Origin of the sequence: Aeromonas sp. R10-1 (genome assembly GCF_040908465.1) — a bacterium.
GTDB lineage: Bacteria > Pseudomonadota > Gammaproteobacteria > Enterobacterales > Aeromonadaceae > Aeromonas > Aeromonas caviae.
This window is the reverse complement of the sequence record NZ_JBFODT010000036.1, coordinates 100,478-113,572: the sequence shown is the minus strand read 5'-3', so window position 1 is coordinate 113,572 and position 13,095 is coordinate 100,478. Positions and strand designations below refer to the sequence as shown.

Here is a 13,095-nt window from a genome sequence, read left to right as displayed (position 1 = left end):
CTTATTTGGAATGGGTGGCGGGAATGGGCAGGTACGAAGCCACATAAGCCTCGGAACCTGCCGGATAGAACAGGGCTCCCTGGCTGACCTTGGCGTTGCCTTTGCTGAACACGAGATCCATGCAGGACACCGACGCCTTGGGATCGCTGGTGAAGACGCGGTATAGCACCTCACTCTCGCCCTCATAGGTGTTGGCCACCGCCTTGAGGGTCTGGGGCTTCTTCTGATTCGAGGATTTGTAACCCTGAACGACTTGCAGGATCGGTTGACGATCGACCTGGGCGTTGTCACGCAAGATGGAAACCGGAGAGACAGTCACCAGGTGGCCGTTGACGGTATTGGCCCAGACGCGATTGTTATAGCCGGGCATGTACTCCTTGGTGGCATGGCGCGGGAGAGGCTTGTCGTCTGCCATGCTCAGTACTTGGCCTGCACTGCGTGGCTTATCTGCCTCACAGCTCGACATCGGCATGTCGTTTGCGTATGCGCTGCTGATCAGTGCAAAACCACTCGCCTTGGGCTTGATGTTCTGAGCCATGTTCCACTGATAGGTGCCGGCAGGCTTGCCGCCGAAGTCCACTGCGGCCTTGGCATCGGGCAGGGCCTTGGTCGTGCTGGTGTTTGAGGCGCTCTGCTTGGCGGCGGGTTGGCGAGGGGCGGTTTGCGACGTGGCCGCCACCTTGCTTGAACCGCTTGCGGACTGAGTCGCCGGTTTGGTCGTAGCCACACGCGGTTTGGCGGTGTCGGAAGCCCCGTAACGCAGATAGCGGGTGTTGTTCTCTTCGGATTGGGCCCGCATGACCAGAGCCTGCTCGTTCGCCAGTTCTACAATTTCGACCCGGCGATTCTGACCGCGAAGCAAGGGGTCGCTGTTGTCTGCGATGGGACGCGACGAACCCGCGCCTTGATAGTAAATGGAAGAGGCCGGGATCCCCGATGCGACCAGGACCTTGCCGACGGCTCGCGCACGTTGCTCGGAGAGTCGCAGGTTGAGTTCTGCAGGGCCGGTGGCGTCACTGTGGCCGACGAGGAGGATACGGCGCTGATCCGAGGCGTCTGCGGCTGCGGGTTTGGCATAGAGCTGGGCCAGTTTCGTGACCACGCGCAGGCCGCTTTCTGTGAGCTGGGCAGAACCACTCGAGAACATGCCGGAATCGGGGATCTGGGCCACAAGGCCGGCGTCCTGAGGGACACCGGTCACTGCGGCTGGCTCGGCAACGGTCAGCTTCTCGGTAGCGATGTTGAGATTCTCTTCCTTTGCTATCCGGTCAAGCTCTTGTAGCCTGGACTGCCACATATAGCCTGCCGCGCAGCCCAGCGCCCCACCGAGGGCAACCCCCGCGACAGCCCCTTTTTTCCCGTTGATGGCATAGCCCGCAGCCCCTCCTGCAATCATGCCAGCCCCACAAAGCACCGGCATGCCGTAATCCTTGCCGATATCATTGACCGTGGATTTGAAATTCTGCATCTGCTGAGAGCTGCAACCCACGGCGGCAATCAATACACAGCTGAGAGGTGCAAGACGAAACGATTTATCCATAGCGATTCCTTGCCATTTATATTTAATAGCGAGATTCAGACATGCCAGTGAGGCCAGAGAAAAGCGTCTTCGTGTGGAGTGAAATATCGACACTTGCTGATATAAAAGATATTAACGCGGGCTGATGTTTAATATCGGCGCCAGGCGTGCTCATTCTCGCAAGCGGCTGTGTCTGATATGTCCTGAGTGTCAGAAGAGGCAATTATCTATGCGGTTCAATAGGTATCGAGTGGCTATGATAAGCCAAACGAACCTGATCATGCGAGTGGAAAAGTGATGCAACCATAGGAAAAACATCGACTTTCCAATATCTTTGTCAATCTCCCCGACGCTGAACACAAAGAGGGTTATTGTGACGCTCTTGTGGTTTGTGAAAGGCGCTGGCCGATTATCGCTATTGAGGATGAGGGCTGTTGGGGGAAGTATGTGGTTGCCCCCACTGACAGTGTTGGCGAAATGATGTTCATGGGAAGGATAACGTCTGGCATCCCGTTTATATAATGGATTAATTGTCGATAAATATGTCTGATAACAGTTTATAGAGTGGGGCACAGGCAGTGCGAAGCATTGCAAGACCTCTGTTGAACGCATTGTTTGATAATATTGTCGAAAGAGTTTGGTCAGGAGCTATCAGATGGCGATAACAACGCGATCCCGAAGAGAGAAGGTAGGCAGCGGGCTCGGGCTGGTGATGGGGCTCATCGCCTTTAACCTGATTGTGCCCCTGCTTCCGGTTGCAACAGAGATATCGGATATGACCCGGATGATAGGTGCCATGGTCAGCGCCATGCTTTGCGCCGAGCTGGGCGCCAGGATTGGCAAGTGGCGGGATGCCAAAGAGCAGGCCGGATCGGCAGAGTAACTCGACGTGAAAAGAGCGCCAATCGCCCGAGTACGGCGGTGTGTGCGGGTGACACAGGCAGGGCGACAGTTGTCGCCCTGCCTGTTTTGCTATCGCGGTTTGCCGCTCAAGCGCCGCGCCGCCGGGGGGCGCTTCGATGGAGGAAGGTGGCCAGGGTGTCGCGGGGCGATGCCGCATTGCATCAGAAGGCGCCTGGAGCGAGATGGCGCCAAGGCTGGATCTGCGCGGGAAATCCTGAGATCGTGCAGGCAGTTATCTGGTTATCCCCTTGAGAGGAGTGCCCATGCGCATTGCCCTGATTGGCCTTGGCGATATCGCCCGGAAGGCCTATCTGCCGCTGCTTGCAAACGACGAGCGAGTCACCCCGCTGCTCTGTACCCGGAGTCCCTCGGTGCTCGGCGAACTGGCGCGCCAGTACCGGATTGGCGAGTGTTTTACCGAGGTCGATGCGCTGCTGGCGAGCCGACCTGATGCGGTGATGATCCACGCTGCCACCGCCGTGCACGGCAAACTGGCGGAGCTGTGCCTGCGTGCCGGCATTCCCACCTTTGTGGACAAGCCGCTGTGTGACAACGCAGGAGAGGTGGAGGCGCTCGCCAATCTCGCCATCGCCAGGGACTGCCCGCTGTTTGTGGGCTTCAACCGTCGCTATCTGCCCGCCATGGCCGCCGCACGCGGCCAGCCGCTGACCGAGCTCCATTGGCAAAAGCACAGGCACGCCCTGCCGGGGGCGCCTCGCCAGTTCTTGTTCGACGACTGTATCCATGTGCTCGACAGCCTCTGCTGTTATGGCGGCGAGCCGGACGGGGAGCTGCATGCGGTGCTGCGACGCAGCAGTGAGCAGCCCGAGCTGCTGGCCGGGGTGAGCGTCGCCTGGCAGAGCGGGCAGATGGCGGTGAGCGGCAGCATGAATCGCAGCGCCGGCATGACCGAGGAGCGCATCGATGCCTATGGCGACAACCTCACTCTGCATATCGAGAATTGCACCCGTGGCCTGCTTGCGCGAGACAACACAGTGCAGACTCTGGCTCCGGGCGACTGGCAGCCCGTGCTGGCGAGCCGAGGCTTTGTCGCCATGCTCGAGCACTGGTATGGGCAGATTGACGTCGGGCGGGCTGACGGGGCGCTGGTCGAGAGCTACCTGAAAAGCCATCGACTGGCGGAGCGCCTCGTCGCCCTGGCAAAGGGATGACCCGGAGGCAAGGGGCTGGTGACACCGGCAGGCATCACTGGCCAGAGAAGCGGCAGAGCACTGTATGAGATGGTGGCTCCTTGCGCAGTCAGCCGGGAAAGGTGCCAGCGAGCGAGCCAAGCGAAGGCGGGTTTGTTATCTTGGCGGCCATCAAGAGCTGCAGGGCAAGAGATCGCAATGAACAAGGTGTCGAAGATGAGATGGCTGACCGCAGTGGGCGGGGTATTCCGTTCATGAGCATCATTCTGGGGATCGATCCCGGTTCGCGCATCACCGGTTACGGGGTCATTCGCATCGTCGCGGGCAAGGCGGAATATCTGGGATCGGGCTGCATCCGCACCGATCTGGGGGAGCTGCCGTCTCGCCTGAAGCAGGTCTATGACGGGGTGAGCGAGATCATCACCCAGTTCAAGCCGGACGAGTTCGCCATCGAGCGGGTTTTTATGGCGCGCAACGCGGACTCGGCCCTGAAGCTCGGCCAGGCCCGTGGCAGCGCCATCGTCGCGGCGGTCAACGCCCTGCTGCCGGTGAGCGAGTACTCGGCGACCCAGATCAAACAGGCGGTGGTGGGCACCGGTGGCGCCGCCAAGGAGCAGGTGCAGCACATGGTGACTCATCTGCTCAAGCTCTCTGCCACCCCCCAGGCGGATGCGGCGGATGCCCTCGGGGTGGCGCTTTGCCACTTCCACACCCGTCAGAGCCTCATTCGCATGGCTGGGCGGGCCAGCGGATCGGTGCGCGGCCGTTATCGCTGATCCCTGGAGGAGGGCTACCCGGTGTTGGCAGGGGAGCGCCGGGTGCCGGAGCTGCTGGCAAAATCGCTGGTAGGGTCACAATCTGTCGCGTCCCTCCATAGGACTCCCGTGGAGAAGCGCACCGGGCGGGGGGATATCTTTCTACTTTATCAATAACTTGTGACCTTCATCACATATTCGCGATGAGCCGGGTCGGTTTCGTCTTGCTCCGCCACACTCCCATAATATGGCGCCTGTTCAATAACAGTGTCCGTATGAGCCTTTCTGGCTCTCGTGTTAATCATCATGGGAGAGACAAGAGTGAAACCTTTTGCTGCTGAATTTATGGGAACCTTCTGGCTGGTACTGGGAGGCTGCGGGAGCGCCGTGCTGGCTGCCGCCTTCCCCAATGTGGGGATCGGCCTGCTGGGCGTCGCCCTGGCGTTCGGTCTGACCGTGCTGACCATGGCCTATGCCATCGGTCATATCTCGGGTTGCCACCTTAACCCGGCCGTGACCGTCGGGCTCTGGGCCGGTGGCCGCTTCCCGGCCTCCAACGTGCTGCCCTACATCGTGGCCCAGGTGCTTGGCGGGATCGTGGCAGGTGGCGTGCTCTATGTCATTGCCAGCGGACAGGCGGGTTTTGATGTGAGCGCAGGCTTTGCTTCCAACGGCTATGGCGAACATTCCCCCGGTGGTTACAGCTTGCTGGCCGCGCTGGTGTGTGAAGTGGTGATGACCGGTTTCTTCCTGTTTGTCATCATGGGTGCCACCGACAGCCGTGCGCCGGCCGGGTTTGCTCCCATCGCCATCGGTCTGTGCCTGACCCTCATTCACCTCATCAGCATTCCGGTGACCAACACCTCGGTCAACCCGGCGCGCAGCACTGGGGTGGCGCTTTTTGTCGGTGACTGGGCCGTGGGCCAGCTCTGGCTGTTCTGGGTTGCCCCCATTGTCGGTGCCATTCTGGGTGCATTGGCCTATCGTGTGATCGCCACGAAAGAGTGATGTGTTGCTAGTTAACGTGTGGTATCGACACGCCCCCGGGCGTGTTTTTTTATGTCTGAAGGAATACCGGGCAGGGCGCCATGCTGACGATAGGGTGCGGCATGATCACAGTCCCTTGGCGCTCAGCATCTCTTTGTAGCGCTGATGCAGCAGCTTGACTCGTTCCACATAGGCCCGGGTTTCGGCATAGGGCGGTATGCCGCCGTGTTTTTGCACCGCACCGGCGCCTGCATTGTAGGCGGCGGTGGCCAGGGCCACATTGCCGTCATACTGCTTGAGCAGACCCGCCAGGTATTTCACCCCGCCAAAGATGTTCTGCTCCGCCAGCAGGGCGTTGCCGACCCCGAGCTCGCGCGCCGTGGCGGGCATCAGTTGGGTCAGTCCCATGGCGCCCTTGCGGGAGACGGCCAGAGGATTGAAAGCGGACTCGGCATGGATAAGTGCCCGGATGAGGGCAGGCTCGACCTGATAAGCCTTGGCTGCCGCCTGTATGGTGCTGGCGTAGTCATAGAGGAAGAGGCCTGTCGTGCGCCAGTTGACCTTGGACGCCGGATCGCAGGCATAGCAGTCGTTGAACAGCAGCAGTTCGTAGTGACCCTGCTCCGGCATCATGTCGGAATAGCGTATGACCCCGTTCTTTTGTACCGACTTGTAGACCTGGATCTGACGGCTTGCAGGCTTAGCGGGTTCAGGGGAGGGGAGCGGCGCCGTGGTGAGTGCCACGGTACGCGGCGTGGGAACCGGGGAGGAGACAGCCGTCTCCGGGGTCAGGATCACCACCTCTGCCGGCGGCGGTATCTGAGCCGGGGCTGCGTGGAAAAACAGCGGCATCATGCCCAGCAACATCCATGCTTTCAACGGCTTGCTCCTTAAGCCTCGTTAGCCACGTTGAGTAAAGCATTCGGGATGGCGCAGAACAAGTGCCCGTGAACAGGGGAGGCTGGAAATGTGATGGCAGAGGGACGTCCCACCTGTGTGCTCACTCAGGACAAGGGGCGCGGCTCATGGCGTCAAGGGACGCATGATCGCAACCTCGTCTTTTCCATCTAGTTATTGGCTTTTTTGTAAGTTAAAGGCGTGTTATCTTGCTGTTGCTCCACTCTGGTCAGATCTCTTCGTGGAGCCAGAGAGCGAGCAGGAGAGGGCCGGTATGGCCAGAGCGAAATGGGCATGACAAGCAGGCGAGCGATGGAGCTCAGATTCGAAGAGTACTGTGATGCGGATCTTTCCCTCATCAGAGACTATTACGAGACGACGTTTTCCCACTATGTGCCGGATTTGGCAGAACGGATTTTTGTGGTTCGTGATGCGCACTGGCTGGTGGGGGCGGTGCGCCTGCGCGATGAACAGGATTACTACCACTTGTGTGGCTTTCGTCTGCTCCCTCACTACCAGTCTCTGGGGCTGGGGTCCCGCTTGTTGCAGCATGCCTGCCGCGATCTTTCCGACAAGCCCGTGATCTGTCACGCCCTGCCGTTCGAGAAACCTTTCTACCTCAAGGCGGGATTTGACCACCTTCCCCTGCATGAACTCGACGGACCCCTTCACTCCCACTATCACCAGCAGCACGAACAGGGTTACCAGATCGAGCTGCTGGTGCGTCAGGCGAAGGCGCCTGTTTTCAACTGACGTCTTATTGGGGTTTGGTCAGCAGGTGGATCTTGCCTGGTGACAGCTCCAGCCCCAGCAAATTTTCCTTGAGCCAGGCCTGATTGGGGTCCTTGTCATCCAGCTTGTAGACAGGCTGAGTCTCCAGCCGTTTCTCCATGCTCTGCAGCAGCATCCTCAGCATGAAACCAAACTTCTGTTCCGCCGCGGCAGGCTCCAGCTTGTAATCGATGAGCTTCATGTTGTCGAGGAAGAGCGCACTCTTAGCCTTGTCGTAGCGGGGCCTCGCCTCATAGGTCATGTTGAGGCGCGCGTCGTACTCGGTCTGATCCGGGAGCGCGATTTTCAACTTGCCTTTGCCAAACACCCTGGCGGTATCCGGGCTCTGGCGACCAATCTGCACATCGCTCTGCTCGAGTTGCACATGGGCCTTGATGATGCCGGGCAACTCCAGCTGTTTGTCCACTTGCACCTGGGACTGCAGGTACTGATTTATCTGCTGCTCATTGATGTCATATGAGCCTTGACCTAGCATGGCCAGACTCAGCAGCATAGATTGCAGGATCATGCTAACGACCTGATAGAATGGGTGTGCCCCATAGCATACCATCCCGACCCTGTGGGGTCTGCCCGTGCCATCTGTCCAATACACCAAGGAGTCGCCTTGCTCGACGGTCTGGAATACGACATTCAGTTGCTGTTTTCCCGCTTTCTCGGCTGGTTGTTGCTGTTGTTTCACACCGTGATCGTGGCAGGGATCTCCCTGCGGGTGGTGATGAAGCGACGTCCCATCGGGGTATCTCTCGCCTGGTTGGCCCTCATCTATGCCATCCCCTTCGCCGGGGTCGGTTTCTACGTGCTGTTTGGCGAGATACGCCTCGGTCGCAAGCGGGCGGAGCGGGCCCAGGCCATGTACCGTCCTTACGCCATCTGGATCCGCCAGCTCGCGCGCCTCTTCCCCCAGCACTGCTGCGAGGTGGGCAGCAAGGCACGCCCGCTCCACGATCTGATCCAGGGGCGCTTGGCCATGCCCATGCTCTCGGGCAACCGGATGACCCTGCTGCACAAGCCCAAGAGCATCGTAGAGGAGATAGTGCGCGACATCCGGGGCTCCTCCCAATCCTGTTATCTGGAGTTCTACATCTGGCACCCCGGCGGGGATGTGGACGAGGTGTGCGAGGCGTTGATGGAGGTGGCGGCACGCGGCGTGGATTGTCGTGTCTTGCTCGACTCCATCGGCAGCAAGACCTTCTTCCGCTCCTCCTGGCCCAAAACTTTGCGCGCCGCCGGCGTCAAAGTCGTGGAAGTGTTGCCGGTCGGCGCCTGGCGAATCCCCTTCCAGCGCCAGGACTTGCGCATGCACCGCAAGCTGGTGGTGATCGATGACAAGGTTGGTTATACCGGCTCCATGAACATGGTGGATCCCCGTTTCTTCAAGCAGGATGCCGGGGTCGGCCAGTGGGTCGACATCATGATCCGGGTGCAGGGCCCCGTGGTGCCGTTGATGTGGTCCACCTTCGTCTGGGACTGGGAGATGGAGACCGGCGAGCGGCTGCTCGACAGTCTGCAACATGAGCCGGAAGCCTGGCCCCAGACCAACTATCGGGCCCAGCTCATTCCCTCCGGCCCCTTCGTCGGCGGTGACTGCATCCAGCAGAGCCTGCTGCTCGCCATCTACCAGGCTCGTCACCATCTGGTGCTGACCACCCCCTATTTCGTGCCGGACGATCCGCTGGCTGCGGCCCTCTCTTCGGCGGCGGCCCGCGGCGTGCTGGTGCAGTTAGTTCTGCCTGCGCGCAACGACTCCCTGATGGCCAACCACGCCAGCAACTCCTTCATGGAGGATCTGCTGGCGGCAGGAGTGGAGATATACCGCTATGATGCCGGACTGCTGCACACCAAGAGCGTGCTGGTGGACGATGATTTCGCCCTGGTGGGCACGGTCAACCTCGACCGGCGCAGTCTCTGGCTCAATTTCGAGATCACCCTGCTCATCGACAACCCGGTGTTTGTCGCCGAGATGAACCAGCTGGTGCAGGGCTACATGCTGGAGGCGACCCCCATGTCACTGACCAGGTGGCGTGCCCGCCCCTGGTACAAAAAATTGCTTGAGAACATCTTCTACCTGTTCAGCCCCCTGCTGTGACAGCCAGAGCGTGGACCCCAAGCCGTTGTCTGGCTTGTGTTGATGCCCATCCTCCCCGTAGAGTGCGCCCATGCACCCGCCATTGAACGATTGTGGAGAAACAGAACTGATGAAGAAAAAAGTGGCCTTGGCCGTCGGAGCCGTGTTGGTGGTGGGAGGGCTTGGCGCCTGCTGGTACACGGGCAATACGTTCGACCGGATCCTGGCCGAGCAGATCGCCAGGGCGCAGCAGGAGAGCGGGATAGAAGTCACCTGGAGCCCAGAGACGGAGAATCTGTTTACCCGCGACGGCGTACTCAAGGTGGTGGTGCCGCCCCAGACGCTGGCGAGTTTTGATCCCCAACTGGCGGGAAGCGAACCCATCGAGATGCAGTTCGCGTTCAACAGCCGCCTGTTGCCGCTCTATATCAAGAGTCACCTCCAGCTTGATACCGCACAGGGCACGCTGGCGCCCATCCTGACCTCCCTGGGGATGCAGCAGTGGCAATTGGGGGCAGAATCGGCGAGCAGCCTCTGGACCATGAGCAACAGCTCCCGCTTCTGGGTGAGCGACTTCAAGGTCAAGGAGGGGCTCAACGAATTCACCTTCCTGCCCTTGAACGGCGACTATCGTGGGGATCTCGACGGCAATGGCCATCTCACCGCCCACTGGCTGGGGATGACGGTCCATGATGCCCAGAGCAAGACAGATCTGGCCCTCGCGGATCTCAAGGGCAGTGCCGACATGGCCGAGATCAGCGGACTCTGGCTCTCTCCCCGCAGCGATGCGACCCTTACGGCCTTCTCCCTGACCCAGCCGGGGAACGTCAAGATCACGCTGGAGGGGCTGACCACGGCCACCGAGCTGGCGGGGGACGATCTTCAGACGCTCTCCACTCGCTATCAGATGAAGGTGGCGACCCTCAACATGGAGAGCGAGGAAGACCGGCTCGCGCTGACTCAGGGTAATCTGGATCTCTCCCTCAAGGGGCTGGATCTCGAGGGGTATCAGACGCTGCAGGAGGCCAGCAGCAAACGGGTGGACGAAGCGGCCATCCAGGAAGCGCTGGACAAGATGCTCCAGAGAGGGGCCACGCTGGAACTGGCGGATCTGAGTGCGCGATTGAACGGTGAGCCTGTCAGCCTGCAAGGGGAGGCCAAGCTGGCGTCCACCACCCTGGCACAGTTGATGGGCAGCGAGGAGGGGATGCAGGCACTCTCCGGTCTGCTGCATGCCCACCTTGGGGAGAAGCTGGGCCAGGCCGTACCCCAGTTGGCCCCCATGCTGGAGCAATTCACTGCCATGGGATATCTGAAGGCGCAGGAGTCACAGCTTCAGGCCGAGCTCAAGCTCGACAAAGGGGCCGTGACCGTCAATGGTCTGCCGCTGCACCCGTGAGTGCCGCGCAATGAAAAAGGCTCCCTCGGGAGCCTTTTTTCTGGGGGCGCGCAGCCGCTTATTTGAACACGACTGTCTTGTTGCCGTAGACGAAGACCCGCTCGTTCAGCACCAGTTCCAGCGCCCGGCTCAGCACGGATTTCTCCACGTCGCGTCCGGCCTTGGCCATGTCATCGGCACTGAAGGTGTGATCGACGTGGATCACGTCCTGCTCGACGATGGGGCCTTCATCCAGATCGTCGGTGACGAAGTGGGCGGTGGCACCAATCAGCTTGACCCCGCGGTCGAAGGCCTGACGATAGGGGCGGGCGCCGATGAAGGCAGGCAGGAAGGAGTGGTGGATATTGATGATCTTGCGCGGATAGGCTTCCACGAAGCTTGGGGTCAGCACACGCATGTATTTGGCCAGGATGACGTAATCCGGCTGGTAGCCATCGATGAGCGTGCGCACTTGCTCCTCATGCTCGGTGCGGCTGAGATCCTCGTGGCTCACGCAGTGGAAGGGGATGTCGAACTTGCCGGTCAGCTCGGCGAGGGTGTCGTAGTTGCCGATGACCGCGACGATGTCCATGTCCAGGGCGCCGGCATAGTTTTTCATCAGGATGTCGCCGAGGCAGTGAGTCTCCTTGGTCACCAGGATGACGATGCGCTTCTTGCCCGCCTTGACGAGGCGACGTTGGGCGCCGGCAGGCAGGGCATCATCGAGGTCGGCCAGCAGGGTCTCGTCGTTGAAGCGCCCTTCCAGCTCGGTGCGCATGAAGAAGCGGCCGTTTTCGTGATCCACGAACTCGTCGTTCTTGTTGATGTTGAGCTGGTGCTTGTAGCAGATGTTGGTGATCTTGGCGATGAGACCCTTGGCGTCGGGGCAATCGGTCAGCAGTATTTTCTTTTCCATCTCTGTCATGATTCCGTTTGTGATGTTGGCACCCGGTCTGCGCGGGCGCGCGCGTTTTTGCTGGCACTATGCCACAAACGAAATCAGAAAGGACAGCGCGCCGTGTATCGGGTGGTGCTCGCGCGAAAATTGCCGTGCAGCCAGCACCCGGTTTGTCTTTGATGGGTTTTTGGCTGGCATCCTGCGTCTTTTTTCTTTAGGCTGTCTGCGCTTATTCTCAGGGCGGGGCGAAATTCCCCACCGGCGGTATCCCGATGTGACTCGGGGAGCCCGCGAGCGCCCGACCCGGCATTCATCCGGGACGGGGTCAGCAGATCCGGTGAGATGCCGGAGCCGACGGTCATAGTCCGGATGAAAGAGGATAAGACAGATATTGCTGGCCAGACCCTGCCGGGTTGGCTGCCGCATGGCTACTTCTGTCTGCCTTTCCATGCCCTGATTCTGGTCCTTGTCTTTTTTAGGAGTCTTACCATGAATCAGTCTCTACTCAGTGAATTCGGTGATCCCATTGCTCGCGTCGAAGCCGCGCTGGCCGCCCTGCGTGCCGGTCAGGGTGTGCTGGTGGCCGATGATGAAGATCGCGAGAACGAAGGCGATCTCATCTTTGCCGCAGAAACCATGACCAACGAGCAGATGGCCATGATGATCCGCGAGTGCTCCGGCATCGTCTGCCTCTGTCTGACCGACGAGCGGGTTCGCCAGCTCGAGCTGCCGATGATGGTGGAGGCCAACTCCAGCCACTATCAGACTGCCTTCACTGTGACCATCGAAGCGGCGCAGGGGGTGACCACCGGGGTGTCCGCCGCCGATCGCATCACCACCATCCGTGCGGCCATCGCCGACGGTGCCCGGCCCTCCGATCTGCATCGACCCGGCCATGTCTTCCCGCTGCGCTCCCGCACGGGTGGGGTGCTGACCCGCCGTGGTCACACCGAAGCGACCGTCGATCTGATGCAGCTCGCCGGGCTCAAACCTTACGGAGTATTGTGCGAGTTGACCAAGGAAGATGGCTCCATGGCCAGGTTGCCGGACCTGGTGGCCTTCGGTCGCCAGCACCGGATGCCGGTCCTGACCATCGAAGATCTGGTGCAATATCGTCAATTGCTGTCAGAACGTTCAGCCTGAGCCTCATACGAAATTGTAATAAGCCCAAATTTTGGTTACGCTTTGTGCGAACCTCATCCAGGGACACTCATTTTTGCTTAAAGTTTGTACGGAAAGTGTGCAACTAAAAAAAAATGAGGGTTTTAACGCATTTATCTGTGATGAGGCCTATCCAAACTATGATTTTTTTGTGCCATAATCACGCCGCTTGCTAAACGTCTGGCGAGTTAAAGGGAGCTTTTAAAAATGAAAAAAATGTTGTTGGTAGGTGTTGTTGGTCTGTCCGCTCTGCTGGGCGGTTGTGCAAACACCAGCGAACTGGAAACTTCCGTTCAGAATCTGTCTAACAAAGTTGACCAACTGGCTCAAGATGTTAGCGCTGTTCGTGCTGATCAGTCCAAGATCGCTGCTGATGTTGCAGAAGCCAAGCAAGAAGCTATGCGTGCTAACCAGCGCATCGACAACATGGCTACTTCCTACAAGAAGTAATCCATGCGAAAAAATGGCGCATTTCAATGCGCCATTTTTTTTGCCTGAAATTCGTCAAATACCCGCTTTTTTTCCCGCTAAATATCCGCCTGACAAGGCAATGCCGACGAATCGGCATCCCCTCATCTGATTTTCCTGT

Annotated in this window: 13 protein-coding genes and 1 riboswitch; of the genes, 9 read left to right on the top strand and 4 right to left on the bottom strand. The window is 59.5% G+C overall.

The window, feature by feature from the left end; translation table 11 throughout:
• Position 1: 1 nt before the first annotated feature.
• Positions 2-1,540, bottom strand: coding sequence for an OmpA family protein (locus AB5Y93_RS18140; protein WP_368229999.1), 1,539 nt, complete (start codon positions 1,538-1,540; stop codon positions 2-4).
• Positions 1,541-2,174: 634 nt separating this feature from the next.
• Between AB5Y93_RS18140 and AB5Y93_RS18135 the strand changes: the two genes are divergently transcribed.
• The 4 genes from AB5Y93_RS18135 to aqpZ all read left to right on the top strand — a co-directional run bounded on the left by AB5Y93_RS18135 (position 2,175) and on the right by aqpZ (position 5,336).
• On the top strand, positions 2,175-2,402 hold the full coding sequence (locus AB5Y93_RS18135) for a hypothetical protein (RefSeq protein ID WP_368229998.1): 228 nt from the start codon (positions 2,175-2,177) through the stop codon (positions 2,400-2,402).
• A gap of 283 nt (positions 2,403-2,685) precedes the next feature.
• On the top strand, positions 2,686-3,594 hold the full coding sequence (locus tag AB5Y93_RS18130) for a Gfo/Idh/MocA family protein (RefSeq protein WP_368229997.1): 909 nt from the start codon (positions 2,686-2,688) through the stop codon (positions 3,592-3,594).
• Between the two features lie 233 nt (positions 3,595-3,827).
• Entirely contained in the window at positions 3,828-4,349 is a 522-nt protein-coding gene (gene ruvC, locus AB5Y93_RS18125; protein ID WP_010673515.1) for a crossover junction endodeoxyribonuclease RuvC, read from the top strand.
• A 300-nt stretch (positions 4,350-4,649) separates the two neighbouring features.
• A complete protein-coding gene (gene aqpZ / locus AB5Y93_RS18120) occupies positions 4,650-5,336 on the top strand; it encodes an aquaporin Z (protein ID WP_010673516.1) in 687 nt (228 codons plus the stop codon).
• Positions 5,337-5,441: 105 nt separating this feature from the next.
• Here the strand turns inward: aqpZ and AB5Y93_RS18115 are convergent, their stop codons facing one another.
• Positions 5,442-6,182, bottom strand: a complete 741-nt coding sequence (locus AB5Y93_RS18115; protein ID WP_368230111.1) for a lytic transglycosylase domain-containing protein — start codon at positions 6,180-6,182, stop codon at positions 5,442-5,444.
• A 342-nt stretch (positions 6,183-6,524) separates the two neighbouring features.
• Here AB5Y93_RS18115 and AB5Y93_RS18110 point away from each other — a divergent pair, with 342 nt between their 5' ends.
• Positions 6,525-6,965: a GNAT family N-acetyltransferase gene (locus tag AB5Y93_RS18110; RefSeq protein WP_223919618.1), complete on the top strand. Its 441-nt coding sequence runs from the start codon at positions 6,525-6,527 to the stop codon at positions 6,963-6,965.
• A 4-nt stretch (positions 6,966-6,969) separates the two neighbouring features.
• Here AB5Y93_RS18110 and AB5Y93_RS18105 read toward each other — a convergent pair whose 3' ends face one another.
• The gene (locus tag AB5Y93_RS18105; RefSeq protein WP_042017301.1) at positions 6,970-7,512 is read right to left on the bottom strand and encodes a DUF1439 domain-containing protein; all 543 of its coding nucleotides are present in this window, start codon (positions 7,510-7,512) and stop codon (positions 6,970-6,972) included.
• 96 nt (positions 7,513-7,608) lie between these two features.
• Here AB5Y93_RS18105 and cls point away from each other — a divergent pair, with 96 nt between their 5' ends.
• Both cls and AB5Y93_RS18095 read left to right on the top strand, forming a co-directional pair.
• Positions 7,609-9,090, top strand: a complete 1,482-nt coding sequence (cls, locus tag AB5Y93_RS18100; RefSeq protein WP_010673520.1) for a cardiolipin synthase — start codon at positions 7,609-7,611, stop codon at positions 9,088-9,090.
• A 109-nt stretch (positions 9,091-9,199) separates the two neighbouring features.
• Positions 9,200-10,468 (top strand): DUF945 family protein, encoded by a 1,269-nt coding sequence (locus AB5Y93_RS18095; RefSeq protein WP_319903147.1) that lies wholly within the window; start codon positions 9,200-9,202, stop codon positions 10,466-10,468.
• Positions 10,469-10,526: 58 nt separating this feature from the next.
• On the opposite strand, the gene purU is transcribed toward AB5Y93_RS18095, so the two are convergent.
• Positions 10,527-11,363, bottom strand: coding sequence for a formyltetrahydrofolate deformylase (gene purU, locus AB5Y93_RS18090; protein ID WP_029313992.1), 837 nt, complete (start codon positions 11,361-11,363; stop codon positions 10,527-10,529).
• Between the two features lie 209 nt (positions 11,364-11,572).
• A riboswitch (FMN riboswitch) is annotated at positions 11,573-11,730 on the top strand.
• A gap of 104 nt (positions 11,731-11,834) precedes the next feature.
• Between purU and ribB the strand changes: the two genes are divergently transcribed.
• Positions 11,835-12,488, top strand: a complete 654-nt coding sequence (gene ribB, locus AB5Y93_RS18085; RefSeq protein WP_368229996.1) for a 3,4-dihydroxy-2-butanone-4-phosphate synthase — start codon at positions 11,835-11,837, stop codon at positions 12,486-12,488.
• 225 nt (positions 12,489-12,713) lie between these two features.
• Positions 12,714-12,956, top strand: coding sequence for an Lpp/OprI family alanine-zipper lipoprotein (locus tag AB5Y93_RS18080; RefSeq protein ID WP_010634682.1), 243 nt, complete (start codon positions 12,714-12,716; stop codon positions 12,954-12,956).
• The last annotated feature ends 139 nt before the right edge of the window (positions 12,957-13,095 follow it).

Coding starts and splice junctions, on each gene's coding strand:
- AB5Y93_RS18135 (WP_368229998.1), top strand. CDS start 2,175: ATGGCGATAACAACGCGATCCCGAAGAGAGAAGGTAGGCAGCGGGCTC.
- AB5Y93_RS18110 (WP_223919618.1), top strand. CDS start 6,525: ATGGAGCTCAGATTCGAAGAGTACTGTGATGCGGATCTTTCCCTCATC.
- AB5Y93_RS18140 (WP_368229999.1), bottom strand. CDS start 1,540: ATGGATAAATCGTTTCGTCTTGCACCTCTCAGCTGTGTATTGATTGCC.
- AB5Y93_RS18115 (WP_368230111.1), bottom strand. CDS start 6,182: ATGTTGCTGGGCATGATGCCGCTGTTTTTCCACGCAGCCCCGGCTCAG.
- AB5Y93_RS18105 (WP_042017301.1), bottom strand. CDS start 7,512: ATGATCCTGCAATCTATGCTGCTGAGTCTGGCCATGCTAGGTCAAGGC.
- ribB (WP_368229996.1), top strand. CDS start 11,835: ATGAATCAGTCTCTACTCAGTGAATTCGGTGATCCCATTGCTCGCGTC.
- AB5Y93_RS18080 (WP_010634682.1), top strand. CDS start 12,714: ATGAAAAAAATGTTGTTGGTAGGTGTTGTTGGTCTGTCCGCTCTGCTG.
- AB5Y93_RS18095 (WP_319903147.1), top strand. CDS start 9,200: ATGAAGAAAAAAGTGGCCTTGGCCGTCGGAGCCGTGTTGGTGGTGGGA.
- ruvC (WP_010673515.1), top strand. CDS start 3,828: ATGAGCATCATTCTGGGGATCGATCCCGGTTCGCGCATCACCGGTTAC.
- AB5Y93_RS18130 (WP_368229997.1), top strand. CDS start 2,686: ATGCGCATTGCCCTGATTGGCCTTGGCGATATCGCCCGGAAGGCCTAT.
- purU (WP_029313992.1), bottom strand. CDS start 11,363: ATGGAAAAGAAAATACTGCTGACCGATTGCCCCGACGCCAAGGGTCTC.